This window comes from Corynebacterium suedekumii (assembly GCF_030252185.1).
GTDB classification, from domain to species: Bacteria; Actinomycetota; Actinomycetes; order Mycobacteriales; family Mycobacteriaceae; genus Corynebacterium; species Corynebacterium suedekumii.
Window position 1 is genome coordinate 1724582 of record NZ_CP126970.1, and the last position, 17928, is coordinate 1742509.

The 17928-nt window shown below is 65.2% G+C and carries 21 protein-coding genes and 3 pseudogenes; 15 read left to right on the forward strand and 9 right to left on the reverse strand.

Translation table 11 applies throughout. From position 1 onward, the window contains the following. Positions 1 to 54 precede the first annotated feature (54 nt). From ychF to QP029_RS08710, 10 genes and pseudogenes are all read left to right on the forward strand, one after another. On the forward strand, positions 55 to 1161 hold the full coding sequence (ychF, locus tag QP029_RS08665; RefSeq protein ID WP_284873938.1) for a redox-regulated ATPase YchF: 1107 nt from the start codon (positions 55 to 57) through the stop codon (positions 1159 to 1161). 1126 nt (positions 1162 to 2287) lie between these two features. Beyond that, positions 2288 to 3016, forward strand: a complete 729-nt coding sequence (locus QP029_RS08670; protein WP_284873939.1) for a hypothetical protein — start codon at positions 2288 to 2290, stop codon at positions 3014 to 3016. 41 nt (positions 3017 to 3057) lie between these two features. Beyond that, the gene (gene murJ, locus QP029_RS08675) at positions 3058 to 4569 is read left to right on the forward strand and encodes a murein biosynthesis integral membrane protein MurJ (RefSeq protein ID WP_284873940.1); all 1512 of its coding nucleotides are present in this window, start codon (positions 3058 to 3060) and stop codon (positions 4567 to 4569) included. A 95-nt stretch (positions 4570 to 4664) separates the two neighbouring features. Then, positions 4665 to 5105: a YtoQ family protein gene (locus tag QP029_RS08680; protein ID WP_284873941.1), complete on the forward strand. Its 441-nt coding sequence runs from the start codon at positions 4665 to 4667 to the stop codon at positions 5103 to 5105. A 276-nt stretch (positions 5106 to 5381) separates the two neighbouring features. Next, positions 5382 to 5663 (forward strand): type II toxin-antitoxin system RelE/ParE family toxin, encoded by a 282-nt coding sequence (locus QP029_RS08685; RefSeq protein WP_284873942.1) that lies wholly within the window; start codon positions 5382 to 5384, stop codon positions 5661 to 5663. Between the two features lie 10 nt (positions 5664 to 5673). Continuing rightward, positions 5674 to 5970, forward strand: a complete 297-nt coding sequence (locus QP029_RS08690; RefSeq protein WP_284873943.1) for a HigA family addiction module antitoxin — start codon at positions 5674 to 5676, stop codon at positions 5968 to 5970. A gap of 117 nt (positions 5971 to 6087) precedes the next feature. Continuing rightward, complete coding sequence (locus QP029_RS08695; protein WP_284873944.1) at positions 6088 to 6393, forward strand: putative quinol monooxygenase; 306 nt, start codon at positions 6088 to 6090, stop codon at positions 6391 to 6393. Positions 6394 to 6402: 9 nt separating this feature from the next. After that, a pseudogene (locus QP029_RS08700) lies at positions 6403 to 6690 on the forward strand (2'-5' RNA ligase); the annotation flags it as partial. Positions 6691 to 6800: 110 nt separating this feature from the next. Further along, the gene (locus QP029_RS08705) at positions 6801 to 8315 is read left to right on the forward strand and encodes an IS1634 family transposase (RefSeq protein ID WP_432418669.1); all 1515 of its coding nucleotides are present in this window, start codon (positions 6801 to 6803) and stop codon (positions 8313 to 8315) included. Positions 8316 to 8344: 29 nt separating this feature from the next. Continuing rightward, a pseudogene (locus QP029_RS08710) lies at positions 8345 to 8782 on the forward strand (2'-5' RNA ligase); the annotation flags it as partial. 28 nt (positions 8783 to 8810) lie between these two features. Here QP029_RS08710 and QP029_RS08715 read toward each other — a convergent pair. Both QP029_RS08715 and QP029_RS08720 read right to left on the reverse strand, forming a co-directional pair. Next, positions 8811 to 9068 carry a Txe/YoeB family addiction module toxin gene (locus QP029_RS08715; RefSeq protein ID WP_284873945.1) on the reverse strand — a complete coding sequence of 86 codons (258 nt, stop codon included), beginning with the start codon at positions 9066 to 9068 and terminating at the stop codon, positions 8811 to 8813. Positions 9069 to 9072: 4 nt separating this feature from the next. Next, the gene (locus QP029_RS08720; RefSeq protein WP_284873946.1) at positions 9073 to 9330 is read right to left on the reverse strand and encodes a type II toxin-antitoxin system Phd/YefM family antitoxin; all 258 of its coding nucleotides are present in this window, start codon (positions 9328 to 9330) and stop codon (positions 9073 to 9075) included. A 419-nt stretch (positions 9331 to 9749) separates the two neighbouring features. On the opposite strand from QP029_RS08720, the gene QP029_RS08725 reads away from it, so the two are divergent. After that, positions 9750 to 11495, forward strand: coding sequence for a SulP family inorganic anion transporter (locus QP029_RS08725; protein WP_284873947.1), 1746 nt, complete (start codon positions 9750 to 9752; stop codon positions 11493 to 11495). A gap of 5 nt (positions 11496 to 11500) precedes the next feature. Here the strand turns inward: QP029_RS08725 and QP029_RS08730 are convergent, their stop codons facing one another. The 4 genes from QP029_RS08730 to QP029_RS08745 all read right to left on the reverse strand — a co-directional run bounded on the left by QP029_RS08730 (position 11501) and on the right by QP029_RS08745 (position 13807). Beyond that, positions 11501 to 11818, reverse strand: a complete 318-nt coding sequence (locus QP029_RS08730) for a hypothetical protein (RefSeq protein WP_284873948.1) — start codon at positions 11816 to 11818, stop codon at positions 11501 to 11503. A 148-nt stretch (positions 11819 to 11966) separates the two neighbouring features. Continuing rightward, positions 11967 to 12410: an alternative ribosome rescue aminoacyl-tRNA hydrolase ArfB gene (gene arfB / locus QP029_RS08735; protein WP_284873949.1), complete on the reverse strand. Its 444-nt coding sequence runs from the start codon at positions 12408 to 12410 to the stop codon at positions 11967 to 11969. A 42-nt stretch (positions 12411 to 12452) separates the two neighbouring features. Further along, positions 12453 to 12644: a CopG family transcriptional regulator gene (locus QP029_RS08740; RefSeq protein WP_284873950.1), complete on the reverse strand. Its 192-nt coding sequence runs from the start codon at positions 12642 to 12644 to the stop codon at positions 12453 to 12455. A 125-nt stretch (positions 12645 to 12769) separates the two neighbouring features. Further along, the gene (locus QP029_RS08745; protein ID WP_284873951.1) at positions 12770 to 13807 is read right to left on the reverse strand and encodes a tocopherol cyclase family protein; all 1038 of its coding nucleotides are present in this window, start codon (positions 13805 to 13807) and stop codon (positions 12770 to 12772) included. 107 nt (positions 13808 to 13914) lie between these two features. Between QP029_RS08745 and QP029_RS08750 the strand changes: the two genes are divergently transcribed. Then, complete coding sequence (locus QP029_RS08750) at positions 13915 to 14184, forward strand: type II toxin-antitoxin system Phd/YefM family antitoxin (protein WP_432418670.1); 270 nt, start codon at positions 13915 to 13917, stop codon at positions 14182 to 14184. After that, the gene (locus tag QP029_RS08755) at positions 14184 to 14594 is read left to right on the forward strand and encodes a type II toxin-antitoxin system VapC family toxin (RefSeq protein ID WP_349293705.1); all 411 of its coding nucleotides are present in this window, start codon (positions 14184 to 14186) and stop codon (positions 14592 to 14594) included. Before QP029_RS08750 ends, QP029_RS08755 begins: the two co-directional genes overlap by 1 nt. A gap of 167 nt (positions 14595 to 14761) precedes the next feature. Here QP029_RS08755 and QP029_RS08760 read toward each other — a convergent pair whose 3' ends face one another. Beyond that, positions 14762 to 15367, reverse strand: a complete 606-nt coding sequence (locus QP029_RS08760; RefSeq protein WP_284873952.1) for a hypothetical protein — start codon at positions 15365 to 15367, stop codon at positions 14762 to 14764. An 84-nt stretch (positions 15368 to 15451) separates the two neighbouring features. Between QP029_RS08760 and QP029_RS08765 the strand changes: the two genes are divergently transcribed. Beyond that, on the forward strand, positions 15452 to 15943 hold the full coding sequence (locus QP029_RS08765; protein ID WP_284873953.1) for a hypothetical protein: 492 nt from the start codon (positions 15452 to 15454) through the stop codon (positions 15941 to 15943). 47 nt (positions 15944 to 15990) lie between these two features. Here QP029_RS08765 and QP029_RS08770 read toward each other — a convergent pair whose 3' ends face one another. Together QP029_RS08770 and QP029_RS08775 are read right to left on the reverse strand one after the other, a co-directional pair. Then, positions 15991 to 16620 carry a hypothetical protein gene (locus QP029_RS08770; protein WP_284873954.1) on the reverse strand — a complete coding sequence of 210 codons (630 nt, stop codon included), beginning with the start codon at positions 16618 to 16620 and terminating at the stop codon, positions 15991 to 15993. Beyond that, positions 16617 to 17249 carry a hypothetical protein gene (locus tag QP029_RS08775; RefSeq protein WP_284873955.1) on the reverse strand — a complete coding sequence of 211 codons (633 nt, stop codon included), beginning with the start codon at positions 17247 to 17249 and terminating at the stop codon, positions 16617 to 16619. Before QP029_RS08775 ends, QP029_RS08770 begins: the two co-directional genes overlap by 4 nt. Before the next feature lie 288 nt (positions 17250 to 17537). Here QP029_RS08775 and QP029_RS08780 point away from each other — a divergent pair. Then, positions 17538 to 17924: pseudogene (locus tag QP029_RS08780) on the forward strand (IS110 family transposase); the annotation flags it as partial. Positions 17925 to 17928 lie beyond the last annotated feature (4 nt).

Here is a 17928-nt window from a genome sequence, read left to right on the forward strand (position 1 = left end):
GGCACCAACAGGGGTCCGCAGGGGTGAAATCCCAGGCTGCTAGGATGAACGCCCGTGAGCCTTACTCTTGGAATCGTCGGCCTGCCCAACGTGGGCAAGTCCACCCTGTTCAACGCCCTGACCCGCAACGACGTCCTCGCGGCGAACTACCCGTTCGCCACCATCGAGCCCAACGTCGGCCTCGTCGAGCTTCCTGACGGCCGCCTGGGCCGCCTCGCCGAGATCTTCGGCTCCGAGCGGATCCTCCCGGCGACGGTGTCCTTCGTGGACATCGCCGGCATCGTCAAGGGCGCCTCCGAGGGTGAGGGCATGGGCAACGCCTTCCTGGCCAACATCCGCGAGGCCGACGCCATCTGCCAGGTCGTCCGCGCCTTCGACGACGAGAACGTCATCCACGTCGACGGCGAGGTCAACCCCACCTCCGACATCTCCGTCATCAACACCGAGCTCATCCTCGCCGACCTCCAGACCGTGGAGAAGGCACTCCCGCGCCTGGAGAAGGACGCCCGCAAGGACAAGTCGCTCGCGGACGTCGTCGCCGAGGTCCAGAAGGCACAGGTTGTGCTGGAGGACGACCGGACCCTGTTCTCCGCCGCGAAGAACGGTGAGCTGGATCTGGGTCTGATCCGCGACCTCCACCTCATGACCGCCAAGCCCTTCCTCTACGTCTTCAACTCCGACGAAGGCGTGCTCACCGACGAGTCCCGCAAGGCCGAGCTCGCCGCCCTGGTCGCCCCCGCCGACTGCGTCTTCCTTGACGCCAAGACCGAGACCGAGCTGCTCGAACTCGACGAGGACGAGGCCGCCGAACTCCTCGAGTCCGTCGGCCAGAACGAGCCCGGGCTGCACTCCCTGGCCCGCGCCGGCTTCGAGACCCTCGGCCTGCAGACCTACCTCACCGCCGGCCCCAAGGAATCCCGCGCCTGGACCATCCGCAAGGGCGACACCGCCCCCCAGGCCGCCGGTGTCATCCACACCGACTTCGAACGCGGCTTCATCAAGGCCGAGATCGTCTCCTTCGACGACCTCGACGCCGCCGGCTCCATGAACGACGCCAAAGCCCAGGGCAAGGTCCGCCAGGAAGGCAAGGACTACGTCATGGCAGACGGCGACGTGGTGGAGTTCCGTCACGGAGGGCCATCTGGAAGTGGCAAGAAGTGATGCGACGAGCGCTCCCGCACGCTGCCGACTCGCGGATTTCGGCCCTTCGCTTCTGGCGCGGGTCAGGATATAGAAGGGTCGGAAAACTTGTCTCCTGATGCATGGATATCAGTCGGCGTTGTCGTAGTACTTATAGGGGTCGGCCTCTGGCGGTGGAATGTAGTCAATCGGCCAGCGCTCACAGATGCGCGCTGCGAAGAGTTATCGGCCCTGGTTGTTGAAGATCTGTTCGAGCACGCGTCCGACGCTGGTGTGATCGTTCAACTCTATGCCGCATACTGGCGTCAGGCTGGACTCACCGACTCCGAGTGGATCTATCTCTGTCGTTGGATGAACTCGCGGGGGCTCACCTGTACACCAAACGGCTGGGGTTGGATTGAGATCATTCTTGGCACCCCACCGGCGGGATTGGCGCTGACGCAGAAATCATGGGGTTTGACTATGGATAGTCGACGTCAACCAAACATCTCTATTGGCGACGTTCAGGGCCATGTCAATTTCGGCAGACATCAGATCGTGATCTCGGGGCAGAGTCTGAGTGGCGATGACCTACGTGACCTCGTCGCGGCGCTTCGTGACGATGCGCATAGGCTGCCGGAGCCAGACGCATCATCGGCCCTGGCCGCAGCGGAGTCCCTGCAAGGTGTAGTAGATGGACGGACGCCAGACACGTCGCCAGAAGCTGCCGGTGCTCTAGCATGGGTGCGCAAGCGGGCATCGGAGTCAGTTGGCAATGCTGGTGGAGCTGCGTTGTGGGCTGGAACTGTGGCAGTGGCAAAGATTCTTGGGTGGGTCTCCTGATCGCGTCCATGCAGCTGGTGGTGTTGATAGGCAACGTGGTCGAGTTCAAGTTCAACGTCAAGCGTCTGCTGGCTCGAATGCGAGGGCGGTCCCGGAGAAATCCGGGCCGCCTTTTCGCTTGCTCAGGGCGGAGAACCGTGGAAAGGGGATCTGATTTTCCGCTCGGGCTGCCAAAACTACGAACGCGGATCACATGTCAGTGGTTGGTACCCCAGAGGTCGATCGCCGCGACTCCCGTCCACTCTTTAGCGGCTTCCGGTGAGATGTAGTTACTTTCATTTTCCCCTCATCGATGTTTCATCTGCCCGAAATACGCTCCGTTATTGTGAAGCAAAACAGCATGAAGCGTCGTCCGACCCGTGCCACGCCGTCCCGGGGAAAGCCGGTGACGGTCGACGGATGGGACATCAAACCGCTCCATACTCCGTGGCTGGGGCCAGAGTTGTCGCTCGATGAGGCTCTGAAACTGCACGTCCCGCCACTGGAGAGGGGGCAGGTTTTCGTCCTGAGTGAGAAGGTGGTCGTCATGTTGACGGGACGTTCGCTGCCGATCGCCGACTATGAGCCGGGCAGGCTCGCCAAGCTTCTCGTCCGGTTCGTCAAGCCCCGGCCCGGGTCGCGAGGCCTCTCAGTTCCGCAGAAGATGGAGTATGTCGTCCGTAACGTCGGCATTCTCAGGGTCGTCGCTGCGGCTGTGGCGGGCGCGGTCACCCGGGCGTGTGGTGTCCGTGGCACCTTCTACAGGATTGCCGGCCCCGTGGCCCGTGACCTCGACGGGGGCCGCCCACCTTTCGAGCACCTCCTTTTCCCGCCACTCAACCGGGAGGATGGCGAAGCCATTTGTGAGGACGTTGCCGCCGTGCTGGATACACCGGTGGTCATCGCAGATCTCAATGACTTCGGCGGTTCCATTCGTGCGCGCTCAGCTGACGCCCCGGATATGGACACGCTGATGAGGGTGTTGCGCACCAATCCGCTGGGGCAGCGGGATACCCGCACGCCCTTTGCGATCCTCACCGCGCCGGAGCGGTCTCGTTCTGAGGAGCAGAGCTGAGCGAATCACCCGTGCGTTCGTGGAGTGTCCGGCGGGCAGCCGTGCTCGTCGCGGCCCTGACTGTCGGATCCACGGTGCTCGGGTTCCTCCGCGACGTCGTGATCGGCGCCGTGTTCGGGGCGGGCCCCAGCCTTGACGCCTACCTGGTCGCGCAGGGAGTCATGAACATCGTCCTTGGTCTCATCTCGGGGGCTATGGCACGTTCCCTCACTCCCGTCATCGCACGCCAGGCGAATGAGTGCTCGTCGGCTGGTTCCTGCGCCGGGCACCGGACGATCGATGTGGCGGTGACGGTCACGCTGGTCGTGCTGGGAGTGGTCGGGCTCGTGATGGCGATCTTCACGGCCCCCGTGGTGGGACTGTTGGCTCCAGGTTTTGGTCCTGAACAGACCGAGCTCACTGTGCTGCTCACGCGAGTGGTGCTCATCGCTACCGTCCTGGTCTCAGGCACCAATCTTCTGGCTGGCGTCGCGCATGCCCATGGCCGGTTCGGTTGGGCCGGAGCGCAGGGAATCCCCTTCAACATCATCATGATCATCTCCGCTGCAGTCTTCGGACCGCAGTTCGGGGTCGCGGCGCTGGCGGTAGGCTTCGTCGTCGGCTCACTGGCCCGGTTGCTGCTGCAGTTTGTACCGCTGCGCTCCCTCGGCCTGAAGATCACCCCCAGTCTTGCACTGCGCGATCCGGGTTTCCGCGAGATCACCCGGATGCTCCCTCCACTCTTGCTCTCGAGTGCGATCACCAACGTCAATCAGCTCGTTGACCGCGGTGTCGCATCCACCGTGGGTGACGGTGCCATCACCGCACTTTCTTACGGGTGGCATGTGGTCAACCTTCCCGAGACCGTGATCGTGGCGAGTCTCCTCGTTCCGCTGTACCCGGCCATCGGCGCAGCCGGTGACGATCGAATTGAGCTGCGCCGACTCATTCGCCGTGGACTACAGGCCATTCTGACCGCGCTCGCACCCATCGCCGCAGTCCTGGTCGTCGTGGCCCAGCCCATCGTGGCCACGCTGTTCGGTTACGGGGCATTCGACGGTGACGCCGTGGATGCCACCGCCACGGCGCTTCGCTGGTATGGGGCTGGCCTGGTCGCATTGGGTGTGTCGACGTTGTTTGTGCGGGCGAGCCACGCTGTCGGTGACACAGTGCGTCCGGTGATCACGGCAGTTATTGCCATGGCGGTCAACGTGCTGGGAAACCTGTGGCTCGGCCCGCTGTGGGGTATTCGCGGCATCGCGCTGGCGACCACTGCCTCACTCGTCGTGGCGGCCGTCCTCAATGGGTGGTTCCTGATCCGTCATCACGATGCCTTCGACTTTCCGGACCTGGTGAAGGTGAGTGGACGAGTACTTCTCGGGATCACCGCGGCCATCGGGGTCGGGTCGGCTATCAACGCCATCGTGCCTGACTGGTGGTCACCGCTGCGCGGGTTCGCCGTCAGCGTCCCGATGCTGCTGGTCTTCCTGGGGGTGCTCCGGGTCATCCGTGCCCCGGAGCTCGGTCTTCTGGGTGAGCTCGTGGGCAGGAGGGGCACACCCGAGCGAGGCTGAGTCCGGAGCCGATGGTGCAGGGGCTGGCTGTCACCGTCGGGTTACCCAGACTCGCAGGCCCTGCGGACTATGCGGGCTCAGGTAGGGTGCGCCGTATGACGTTCACTGTGTACCTTTCCGGCGAGATCCACACTGACTGGCGCGACGAGATCCAGCGCGGCGCCGACGCTGCCGGCCTGGACGTGGTGTTCACCGCGCCGGTGACCGATCATCCGGCCAGTGACGCCGCCGGTGATCACCTGGGTGAGACGCCCAGCAAGTTCTGGCGCGATCACCAGTCCTCGAAGGTCAATGCCATCCGCACGCGCACCCTCATCGAGGACGCCGACATGGTCGTCGTGCGTTTCGGCAGCGAGTACAAGCAGTGGAACGCCGCCTTCGACGCCGGCTACTGCGCCGCGCTGAGCACGCCTTATGTCACGCTTCACGACGCCGACATCGTCCACCCCCTCAAAGAAGTTGACGCCGCCGCACAGGCCTGGTGTACGACCACCGATCAGGTGGTGGAGATTCTGCGTTACGTGCTCAAGGCGTAGATCGGCAGGAATCGGACCGTCTCCGGGGTGTCCGTCTTGCGGATCAATGAGGGTGCGCCCCTGAGTGCGTACTGGACAGTGGTGTAGTCCACCGACACCAAGGCCCTGACCGAGAGGGGCGGGAACCGTGGGCCGGCCACCTTTGTGAAACCGCCATTATGGCCCCGAGAGTATTCGTTCGCCGGGGTGTGGTGTTCGTCCATTTCGCGGTGTCATCGGCGCCGTGCCAGAGTTAACGCCTAGCGTTAATAACGCGTCTCGTTATATAGTGGACCTGTGATCGTCTCTTTCGCCGACCGCGACGCTGAACGTCTGTTCTTGAGAAAGCGTGTCAGACGTCTCGACCCGCGCGTGCACAGGAAGGCGCTCATGAAGCTGTTGCTGCTCGATGCCGTCCACGAGCTCGGCGAGCTCCGCATTCCACCGGGCAATCGTCTGGAAGCGCTCAAGGGCGACCGGATTGGTCAGCACAGCATCCGAATCAACGACCAGTGGCGGATCTGCTTCGTCTGGACTGTCGCGGGTCCGAGCGAAGTTGAGATCGTCGACTATCACTAGGAGGTGCGACATGGACGACAAGATTCCCCCGATCCATCCGGGTGAGATCCTCATGGAGGAGTTCCTCGGACCGATGGGCGTGACTCAGCATCGGTTGGCAGTGTCCATCGGTGTCCCGCCGCGTCGGATCAACGAGATCGTGCACGGCAAGCGTCGGATCACGGCTGATACGGCTCTGCGTCTGGGACGCTACTTCGGCATGAGCGCGCAGTTCTGGATCAACCTCCAGTCTCATTACGACCTTGAGGTCGAGAGGGACGCGCTTGGCGACACTCTCGATGACATCGAGCCGCTGCAGTCCGCGTGACGGAGAGTGAGCGAGTTGACCTGACGCTCGGGTTGCAGGGAAGTGAGGACTCGGCGGCGGTACCGCCAAGAAGGTGGCGGAGATCCCCGCCGGTGGCACCAGGTAGCGTTCGAGGCCATGGATATCATTCTCACCGGTGAACTGACCTGCCGCACGGAGGCGGAAATGGACGTCGTCCGTGAGTACCTTCCCCGGTACGTGGGGCTGACCCGCGCTGAGCCCGGGTGTCTGGAGTTCGAGGTCCTCCCCGTGGCTGATTCACTGACCTGGAAGGTTCGGGAACGGTTCATCGGTGAGGCGGCGTTTCGTGCCCATCAGCAGCGGGTCGCCTCCAGCGCGTGGGGCCGGGCGACGGCCGGCATCGAGCGCCGCTACGAAGTGCAGGGTCTGGCCGGCGCCGGGGCACAGACCCCTGACAGTTAGGCTAGGTTCATGACCTCACCCGACAACATCCTCCTCTACCTGGCTGAACGCGAGGAGCAGCAGGTGCGGGAGGTGTTCACACACCTGGCGGAGTGGGGGTTTCCCGCGCAGCAGCAGACGCCCCACATCACGGTGACGTTCGCTCGGCGGATGGGAGGGGGCGTCGTCACGCAGGCAGCGAAGCTGCTTCCCCCGTTGATACCGGCCACCTTCCAGCGGGTGGGCACCGTCGTCTTCGGCACGAAGAAGAAGCAGACCGTCGCCTGGCTGCTCGAGACCTCCCGACTTTTATCAAAATGGTGTGACGCGGAACATATTGACGCGTAGGCCAGTAGATTCGCGTGCTCCGGGAAGAAATTGCCGCACTAAGGGGGTGGGGTTCGGGGTGGGCGGTTAGATTGATTTTCATGAGCCCGTACATCCGCACTGTGCGCACCGCCTCCGGGGCGACTGCCGTGCAGGTCGTCTACTCGGAAAAGCGTGGCTCTAAGAGCATGAAGCACCTCGGCTCGGCGCACACCGACGAAGATCTTGCCCTGTTGAAGGCCCAGGCCCGACGCCTGGTCGACGGCGACCAGATGAGCCTGGCTCTTGGTGTGGACACCACACCTTCCGGCAGCGGGTCGGTGGATGCGCCGGTCCCGATCACCTCGGAACGCGCTGGTCACCTCCTCGACGTCATCCACCATGCCTACACCGAACTGGGTTTGGATACAGCCACCGGCGGTGACCAGGTGTTCCGGGATCTGCTCATCGCCCGGATCGTGCAGCCAGGCTCAGTATTCGACAGCATCGAAACCCTCGCGGAACTCGGCGTGGCCTCCGCCAGCTATCCCACCATCAACCGGCGGCTACCGGCCTACGCGACCGGTGGCTTCAGGGATGCTCTCACCCGGGCCTGCGCCACGCATGCCGGTATCGGCCCCGGAGTCCTGGTTCTTTTTGATGTCACCACCTTGTATTTCGAAACCGACGAAGGTGATGACTTCCGCAAACCAGGCTTTTCCAAGGAACGCCGACTCGAACCGCAGATCACCGTCGGCCTGCTCTCCGATGCCCACGGCTTCCCGCTGGCCGTGGGTGCGTTTGAAGGGAACATGGCCGAAACCCGCACGATGCTGCCCATGATCAGAAACTTCCAGGATGCCTACGGCGTGGAGGATGTCACCGTCGTCGCGGACGCTGGGATGTTCTCTGCCGGTAACAAGGCCGCGATCATCGAGGCCGGCCTGCACTACATCCTCGGTGTGAAATTCAAAGACATCCCCTACCCGGTGGCGCAGTGGCGTAAACACCATCCCGGCCAGGACTACGAGGACAAACAGATCTGGACCTACGCCGACCGGACAGGGCGTGGCCCCGACGGCGTGCCGCACTCGGTTACCTACTACCAGTACTCCTGGGACAGGGCACGCCGCACGCTCAAGGGTATTGATGAGCAGGTCGCCAAAGCGGAGAAGGCCGTGGCCGGCAAGCTGCCAGTCAAGCGCAACCGGTTCGTGGACCTCAAGGCGCCGAACAAACAGGTCAACTGGACGTTGGTGGACAAGAACAAAGCCCTGGCAGGGATCAAGGGGTACGAGACCTCCCGGGTGGACCTGCCCGCGGAACAGGTCATCCACGCCTACCGGCAGCTGCTCAAGATCGAGAAGGCTTTCCGGATGTCGAAGTCCGATCTCAAGGCCCGGCCGATCTACCACCACAAACGAGAATCCATCGAGGCACACCTGAGCGTGGTGATGGCCGCGATGGCTGTGGGCCATCTGCTGGAGGAACGCTCGGGGTTGTCGTTGAAGCGGCTGGTGCGGACGTTGAGGAAGTACCGGACCTTCCAGGTGCAGGTCGCGGGGCAGACGATCCACGCGGCGTCACCGGTGCCCACAGACATTGCCGAACTGATCGCCGGGATCCAGGGCGACTGACTTCCGCACTAATTTGATAAAAGTCGGGGCAGACGCCCCACATCACGGTGACGTTCGCTCGGCGGATGGGAGGGGGCGTCGTCACGCAGGCAGCGAAGCTGCTTCCCCCGTTGATACCGGCCACCTTCCAGCGGGTGGGCACCGTCGTCTTCGGCACGAAGAAGAAGCAGACCGTCGCCTGGCTGCTCGAGACCTCCGATGAGCTGGAGATCGCCGCCCGGGGGATCAGCGCGCTCAACCCGGAGGGACGTGGCCCCCGGTGGACGCCGCATCTGACGATGGGCCTGCGCCTGCCGAGGGAGATCGTACCCGACTACATCCGGGCCCTGGATGAGATCACCCCGCCTGAACTCATGAAGCTCACGGCCGTCCGGGCGGCTCTGTGGCGACCGTCGATCCAGGAACTGACGGTTCTCGCCGGGGGCGGACCTGGCGGGGACCCTCGGGTCGTCTCCCCGCAGGACTGACGGTTGCACCGTTCCCGGAGCCAGTGACTCACCCATAGTGATACCGGCACGCGGCGATCCGGACCTCTGTCTCCGTGTGTTTGTAGACGAGCCGATGCTCGTCGGTGATCCGGCGCAACCAGTATCCGGCGAAGTCATGCTTGAGAGGCTCGGGCTTCCCGATACCCTCATTGCCGTTCCGGACGATGTCCTTGAGGAGCAGATTGATGCGCTTCAGGGTCTTTCTGTCCTGGGCCTGCCACCAGAGGTAATCGGCCCAGGCGTTTTCATCCCACACGAGGAGCATTGTTCTAGTTGGTCTCGATCACGTCGTGGGCGTCGCCGCGTCCACCCTCCAGCCGTTCCATGGCGTCGAACAGGCGTCGGGCATTGGCGGGGGAGCGCATGAGGTATGCGGTCTCGCGGAGTGATTCATAGTCGGCGAGCGACACCATGACCACTGGCTCGTGGCCGGCGCGGGTGATCACCACCGCCTCGCGATCATCGGTGACGGAATCGAGCACTTTCGCGTAGTTGGCTCGCGACTCCGTGTAACTCATTGTTCTCATGGAGACCTCCTGTACGGGTAACTGTACGGATGTTCTGCGAGCGAGACAATCCCTCACGAAGTCACAATCCTGCGACGTCCCGCCTGAGGTGCCCCGGCCAACCGAGCACCTCATCCCGGGTGGAGGCGACGTGCAACTGAGTCTGCCGGGGCAGAGGACGCGCTCCAAGAACTGATCCGGTGTGGCCAGCGGGCTGGGGCGTTCCGGGTCGAGGTGGACCCGGAGTGGTTTCTCTCAATGTTCACCTGGCTCCTCGTCGCAGTCGCAGACAGTGTGCGGCTGGGACGCCTGACCGCCGCGTCCGCCAGGCGGCACCTCATCGACACGGTCCGGGCGGGTGCTGCGATCCGGGGACGACTGAAAATGTCACTGCCGGCGACCCCTGGCACAACCCCACCGGGTCCGCGTACCGTCAATTCATGGACACCGACAGGCCTGCATGGGAGCGTCTTCTCCCCGGGATCGCCGTGCTGCGCCGTTATGAACGCGGCTGGCTCAGCGGGGATGTCATTGCGGGCATCACGGTGGCCGCCTACCTGGTGCCGCAGGTCATGGCCTACGCCGTCATCGCGGGACTGCCCGCGGTCGCCGGTCTGTGGGCGATCCTGCTGCCCATCCTCGTCTACGCCGTGCTAGGCACATCCCGGAAACTGTCCATCGGTCCGGAGTCGACGACGGCGCTGATGACCGCGGCGGGTGTCGGCGCGCTCGCCGGTGCCGCCGGGCCGGACCGTTACGCGGAGGTCGCCGCGATCATGGCGATCGCCGTCGGCATCGTCTGCCTGGTCGGTTACGTGGCGCGGCTGGGCTTCGTGGCCACGCTGCTGTCCCGCCCGGTGCTCATCGGGTACCTCGTCGGTATCGCGGTGCTCATGATCGTCAGTCAGCTGGGCAAGGTCACCAAGCTGGAGATCGAGGGGGAGAGCACGTGGCGCGAGGTCGCGTCCTTCCTCGGCCAGGTCGGTCAGGCGCATGTGCCCACGGTCATCCTCGGTCTCGCCGTCCTCATCCTGCTCTACCTGGCCACGTGGCTGATGCCGAAGGTACCGTCCCCGCTCCTGGTGCTCCTGCTCTCCGCGGCGGTGGTGGCGATCTTCAACCTCGAGCGTCTGGGGCTGGAGGTCATCGGCGAGGTCCCCCAGGGCCTGCCCGCGTTCCGCCTCCCGGACCTCGGGGACCTCGAGGTGTGGGCGCTGCTGCCGTATGCGCTGGGTATCGCGGTCGTCGGGTTCTCGGACAACATCCTCACCGGCCGGGCGTTCGCCTCGAGCCGCGATGAGGCGATCGACTCGAACCAGGAGCTGCTGGCCCTGGGTACCGCGAACGTCGCCACCGGCCTGTTCCAGGGCTTCCCGGTCTCCTCCAGCGGGTCCCGCACCGTGCTCGGCGACGCCGCCGGAGCCCGCACCCAGGTCAACTCCCTCGTTGCGCTGGGCGCGGTGGTCATTGTCCTGCTCTTCGCCGGCCCCGTCCTGGAGTCCTTCCCCGACGCCGCCCTCGGCGCCCTGGTCATCTACGCCGCGACCAGGCTTATCGACGTCCCCGAAATCCGCCGCATCGCCCGCTTCCGCAAGAGCGAACTGGTGATCACCGCCGCCACCGCCGCCGCAGTGGTCGTCTTCGGCGTCCTCGCCGGCATCGGCTTCGCTGTGTCACTGTCGATCCTCGACCTGCTGCGACGCATCACCCGGCCCGAGGCCGATGTCCTCGGTTACGCGCCGGGTGTCCCGGGAATGCACAGCCTGGAGGACTACCCCGACGCCGACCCGGTCCAGGGGCTCGTGGTGTTCCGGTACGATTCACCGCTGTTCTTCGCCAACGCCGACAATTTCCTGGAGAAGGCGACGGATGCCGTCGACGAATCCGAGGACCCGGTGGAATGGTTCCTGCTCAACGCCGAGGCCAACACCGAGATCGACCTCACCGCCGTCGACGCCCTCGAGGAACTGCGCACCCGACTGGAACAACGCGGCATCACCTTCGCCTTCGCCCGGGTCAAGCAGGACCTCTACCGCCGCCTCGAGCTGACCCCGTTCATCGGGCACATCGGCGAGGAGAACTTCTTCGCCACCCTGCCCACCGCCGTCCGGGAATACGCCCGCCGTTACCGGGACAAACACGGCGTTCTTCCCGAGGGCGTGCCACCGGAGATCCTCCGGGCCTGACCGGGCTACCGGTGCGGCAGCTCCGTCCAGGTGGCCACCACCTCCGGGTCAGCCTTCTCGGCGATCTCGCGGAGCTCGTCGGCGTAGTGGGCGATGGAGTCGAACGCGTCCTGGCCCTGCGAGACGATCCAGCCGGTGAGGTGCTGCTCGTTGACCCGCACCGGGGCGGGGAAGCGGCAGCCGCCGGCGTACGCCACGTCGCCGCCGTCGGGGACGAGGTCGGAGTCGGAGTCCTTCGGCATCGCAGACTGCCAGGCGCTGACCGCCGACCACACGGCGTCGCCATGATCATAGGAGTGCAGATCGAACTGGAGGGTGACCACCGAGAAGTTGGTCCACTAGGTGGGGCCGAGATGGGACCAGTCGTAATTGAGGGTGTATCTCTGTGCCATGTCTGCGAGCGTACGCACGCGCCGGACCCATGCCCACGGTTCCAGCGCCATACGCAGGCGATTCCCTGCCGGCTTCCAGTCAGTCCAGAGGTGGTCTGCGGCGACCGGCCTTGATCTCCGAGCGGTGTTGCTTCGCGGCCCGTCTGCGCTTGACCGATCCCCGGGTCGGCCGGGTCTTCCTGCGGGCGGGTGGAGGAGGGGCGAGGGCTTCCCGCAGCAGGGCCGCCAGGCGGTTCCGGGCCTCCGTGCGGTTCCGCAGCTGGGAACGTTGCGTGGACACCTGGACGCGCAGCACGGTGCCGGCGAGGCGGTGGTCGAGGTTGCGCAGAACCCGGCGACGTTGGGCATCGCTGAGAGCGGTGGTGGTCGCGACGTCGATACTCAGCTGCACCTTGCTGTCGGTGGTGTTGACCCCCTGCCCACCGGGTCCGGAGGACCGGGTGAACTGTTCACTGAGATCGGAGGCGGGGATGACCAGGCAGTCGGGGATCCCGGGGCCGGGGGCGAGGGGCAACGCGTCCATGAGGTGAGTATAGGTAGGTCGCCGGGTCGCCCGCGGCCCTGATCAGGCGGACACGTCGAGCTTGTCCTGGACAGCTTCCCGGATCCAGGAGGACACCGAATGGCCGTCGTCGGCGGCGCGGCGCCTGACTTCCTCATAGACATCCCGGTGGAAGCGGACGGGGATGGGGGAGGTGAGTTCTCCGTTTCGACGTCGAACGGGCACCGGAGGGGCCGGTGACGGCTCAGTGGTCATGTCGATCCTTTCCTTCATTCGGTGAAAAAGTCGAAGGGTCGATCATTGGAGCTGGCGGCAGGAATGCCCTTCCCGACAACTATATATACATGTGTGGGGTCTGTGTGTTACTTCGGAAACATCAGTTACCTCCGATGTGGGGGAGCGTCGACCTGGGTGGGGTCCAACCCGCGACGACGCAGCTCCTCGGCTGCACGATCCAACCCGCCATGTTCGAGGGCGGCGAGCGCCGTCCGGCCGCTCCACACCGGCCGGCCGAAACGTCGCACCGTGACGGACAGGTTACCGGCGAGGTGCTCCAGGTCGCCGGGGACGTTGCGGTGCTCGCTGGGCAGCGGGACGGGGAGCACGAAGGCGTCGTCACGCGGGGCGGTGGCGGTGACCTCGACGTCCCAGCCGTAACCACGGCCGGTGAGATGCCAGTGCTCGTTGCTGGTGCGGGTCCGGACCGGGCTGACGGCCGGGTTGCCCAGGCGGAGGACGCGACCATCGGGAAGCCGGACCACGAGCGCGGTGACCTCGACCGTCATGGGGCCGGCGGTGACCAGGCCACCGGCGAAGGCGACGCACACGCCGGGCTCGCCGAACCCCTGCGCCTGACCCCACCACCAGGAGTCCGGGAACCCCTCCCTGCCCCAGTTCTTCTCGCCGTAGACCTGTGCGCCGTCGAACTCCCAGGTCTCGTCACCGAGTGTGGCGGTACCGGACGCGCGCCCGCCGAGCAGCCACGGATGCCAGTACTGGTTGAGGCCCGGGATGGTCTGGAAGATGCTCGACCCGCCGACGGCCCGGTGCGGCCAGGGGGCGGGGTCATCGATGGTGAGGTCGAGGCGGGCGTCCGGGCCGAGATCCACCTGCAGGCGCCGGGTGGTCCCCTCGAAGGCGCCCCTCCCGCCGCGCACCCCCATTCGGTCGGGGTCGGTCCAGCTCCCGTCGACGGCGGTGGTGCGGATGAATCCGTTCGGCCAGGCGGCCAGCCCGATCGTCGACCATGCACCCAACGGGCTGCGGTTCGCGCCGCACAGGGCGATGAGCACCCGGCCGGAGTCGGGATCGGTGATCCGCCAGAAGTAGCCCTCCATCGACACTCCGCGGTGGGCGCGGGTGGGGTCGCCGAAGGGGAAGTCGGCGCCGGTGGCGCGGTAACGTGTGATCGGGGTCATAGTCCCAGTCAAGCACAGAGGGCCCGGCCGGGTGAATGCTCTGACTGCGGGGTATTGCGGACCTTGCATCCCCGCGGGGGATCGTTAGGATGTAGGTACGTACCTACATGATGGAGGTGGCAGTGATGGAGACTGTGTCTTCGCGGGAGTTCAACCGGGACGTCAGTGCCGCAAAACGCGCCGCAGATCACGGGCCGGTGGTGGTCACTGATCGCGGAGAACCCGCGTACGTCCTGCTGTCCATCGCGGAGTATCGCCGGCTCACCGACCATGACGCTTCGGTTTTCCTCGCCCGTCTTCGAATGGATGATCTCGGGGAGGATGTGGATCTCACGTTTCCGCCGGCAGAGCTGGACTTCAAGGTTCCCGAGTTCTGATGTACATCATCGACACCAACGTGGTCAGCGAACTCCGCAAACCCACCGCGAACCCGCAGGTGCTGGCGTGGTTCTCCGAACGTCGACCGGCCGACATGTATCTCAGTGCTGTCACCGTGTTCGAACTCGAACTGGGTGTCCAACGCCTCGAGCGACGGGATCAGATACAGGGCAGGAAACTCCGGCGGTGGCTGGACCAGGAGGTCCTGGACCTTTTCTCCGGTCGAATCCTACCCGTGGACACGCCCGTGGCCATCAGATCGGCGGGGCTTCATGCCCCTGATCCCCGCCCCGAGCGTGACTGCCTCATCGCGGCAACGGCGCTGGTCCACAACATGAGTGTGGTCACCCGGAGCATCAAGGACCTCCAGCCACTCACCGTCCGGTGCATCGACCCCTGGCTCAGCTGACAGCAGCCCGGGCTCCGTGAGCGAGGTGGTGGGCCCAGGAGAACCTAAGGAGAAACCGCCTCCGACACGAGATGTCAACCTCGGCCATGAACGGGAGCGGATGACCCCGGTGGCAGTGATCCACGACAGCAGTGACGACGCTGTCCCGCGTAGGGGGAGGGCCGGTGTCACCCGAAGTCCCGGTGCGCCTGATCGAGCAGTTCGAACACGGTCTTCTGGCCGCCCGCGAAGCGCTTCAGCCCCACCATTCGCCGGCCGAACATCGCCGAGTTGACGGACTCGAGTCCGCGGACGGTCGGGTTGAGCCCGGACCGGTAGGAGTCGAAGGTGCACGGACGGAGCTGGAGGAACACCATGAACTGACCCTTGTAGGGCCACCGGCCGCCGACGTGACGGGAGGTCACCGCCTCGATGTCCCGCCAGGCCGTCGACCAGGTGACGCTCTGCTCACCCTTCTTCTGCCGGTACTCCGCCAGCCCCTCCCAGGTCAGGACGAGAATGGAGCGGTGGACCATCTGCATGATGACAGCGGGGATCCCGAACACGCCGAAAAAGCCCACACACAGCAGGCCCATCCACGCACCGGGGTGGGCGAATCCGGCGGTCCATGCACCGGAGTAGACGAATGCCGAGTAGAGGAACAGTGCACCGATCGCCGAGAAGATGAGGCAGCCGATGAGGGCGAGGGCGAAGGTGCTCAGCGGCTGCGGGATCTCCACGTGACCCGTCGACCGCAACTGCTGGTACCGGTCCTGCGCCAGTCTGCTGTTCACGCGCACATCGTACGGCGGGTGGGGGTCAACCATCGGATTCACCTGGGTTTTTCGTACCCTGGGCAACCTCGTACAATCGGCCCGGTGAATCCCGCAGACCTCATCGGAACGACCGTCGGCGTGGGCATGATCGTCGCCGGTCTCGTCCTCGTCGGGTACTGCCTGTGGTGGCGCAGCGGCAGATCGTCGTCTGCCCGGTGGTGGATGCGCACCGAACCGGTGGAGCAGATGCAGGGCTACCCACCCTTCGAGGCCCTCGGGCTGGTGTGGCTGCCGGTCGCGGCGGAGACCCTGATGTTCATCGGGGCCCTGGTCACCCTCGGTCCGTGGCTGGCCGACAACCTCGACCTCGTGCTCTATCCTCTGGTGGTCCTCAACGGGGCACAGTTCCTGCTGCTCATCGGTGCCCGAGTCGTCTCCTACAACACGGTGCTGCCGTTGTGGATCTACCCCAGGTGGTTGCGGCGGGAGCGGGCAACGGACGCCCGGTGGTTACGGCGTCAGAGTCGGCAGAGTCGGCAGCGTCCCGAGAGTCGACAGCATCCTCAGAGCCAGTCGGGTGGACCTACGGGGTAGATCCCGCCAGGTCACAGCCCGATTCACAGAGCGGTTCACAATGCTTTTCACAGTGCGCCGCCGCCGTAAAACCGGCGGGCGTTCTCCAGGAACCCGGCGAAGTCACCGGCGGACATCTCCTTCATCGCCGGGATGCGCACGGACTTCAGGGGTTTCGGCCCGAAGAAAACGGTGTCGCGCACCGAGACGTTGATGATCCGCCGTGAGGTGGGGTCGAGGGCCAGCGCGCGCTGCCGGCCGGCATCCGTCAGCGGCATGACCAGCGCCCGCTGGTACCCGTCGTCGTAGGGGTTGGGCTCGAAGCGGTGTGTCGGCGCCTCCAGATCGCCCCACGGCACCGGGCCGACGCCGTCGATGGTGATACCCCGGGTGTCCACCGTCCACACGGCTCCCCGGACGTTGCGGCTGCGTCGGCGCAGCGTTAGTCCGGCGACCAGGCCCCCGGCCCCGATGAGCATGCTGAACAGTCCGATGGTGAGCAGCGTGGTGTCGGGCACAGCCACCCCGAACCCCAGCCCTGCCAACCCGAGGATGAGCGGGATGGGGGAGATGGCGAGGAAGAGGATGGCCCCGAGCCGGTTGAGCTGGTGGGTCGCCTCGATGGTGGTGGTCCCACGCAGCTGGAGCTCGCCCATGAGGTCCTGCGGGGTGCGTGGCATGCCGGTCGCCTGGTTCATGTCATTCTCCTCGTCGTCGGGTCGGCACCGAAGTCCCGGTGCGCCCGCTGAAGCAGTTGTTCCAGTAACTTCGACCCGCCCTGGAAGCGGCGCAGTGCCACCGACCCTGCGCCGAACAGGCGGCTGTTGGCCTTCTCCAGGCGCCGGGCCATCGGGCTGAGCCCCTCGTGGTAGCGGCGATATGCTTCCGGCCGCAGATGAAGGAACACGGTGTAGGCACCTTTCGACGGCCAGCGGCCGCCGACGTACTGGCCGGTCACCGCCTCGATGTCCGACCAGCTCAACGAGGACGTCTGCAGGCGTTGCCCGGAATTGTCCCGGTGTTCCTCGATGCCGTCCCAGGTGAGCACCAGAGACGACCTCAGCCGCATTTGCACCAACAGGGCAGGAATACCCACCACGCCGAAGAAGCCGACGGCGAGCAGACTCATCCACACGGCGGCATTCGTGAGCATCCGCCCCACGGACCCGAGGTCACTCCACCGGGCGATCAGCCCCGCCACCCCGATCGCGGTGAACGCGAGACAACCGAGGAGAACCAGCGCCTGGTGTCGCAGCGACTCGGGAATCTCGACGCGCCCGGTGCTGCGCAGCTGCTGGCACCGCTCCTGCGCCCGCTGTAATGACATGCATCCATTGTGGGGGATTCTTATCGACGCCACCCGTCCCGTTACTTTGATGGTGTCCCCATAATGGGGATAGTCGCTGGGCCCGGTATGGCTTAATCGCCCTGTAGTTTCCATGATCCGGGGGGTGTTGCCGCCGGGCTACCAGGACACCCGTTGACTGCTAATAGGGACACGGACGAACCTCAAGGTTCAGTTCTCTTTGTAACGTGGGTGCCAGCACCGGATGTCGAGACACCAGCGACGAGGTTCGACCTGTCACTGTTGCTCCGACACACGAGGAGGCCGGCCATGACCACCGGCACCATCGACGTCACCATCGGATTAGACGTCGGCAAAACCAACCACCACGCCTGCGCGATGCTGGAAACAGGCGAGATCATCTACGACAAACCCCTACCTCAGGACGAAGACCAGCTGCGCAAGGTCTTCACCGACCTGCAGGAGCACGGTGTCGTCCTGGTGGTCGTTGACCAGCCCAACACCATCGGCGCCCTGCCTATCGCCGTGGCCCGGGATGCCGGCTGCCTCGTCGGCTACCTGCCGGGACTGGCCATGCGCAAAGCCGCGGACCTGTACCCCGGCAGGTCGAAGACCGACCGGCGGGACGCGTTCATCATCGCCGATACCGCCCGGACGATGCCGCACACCCTGCGGGCCGTCGACCGTGACAACGACGTGG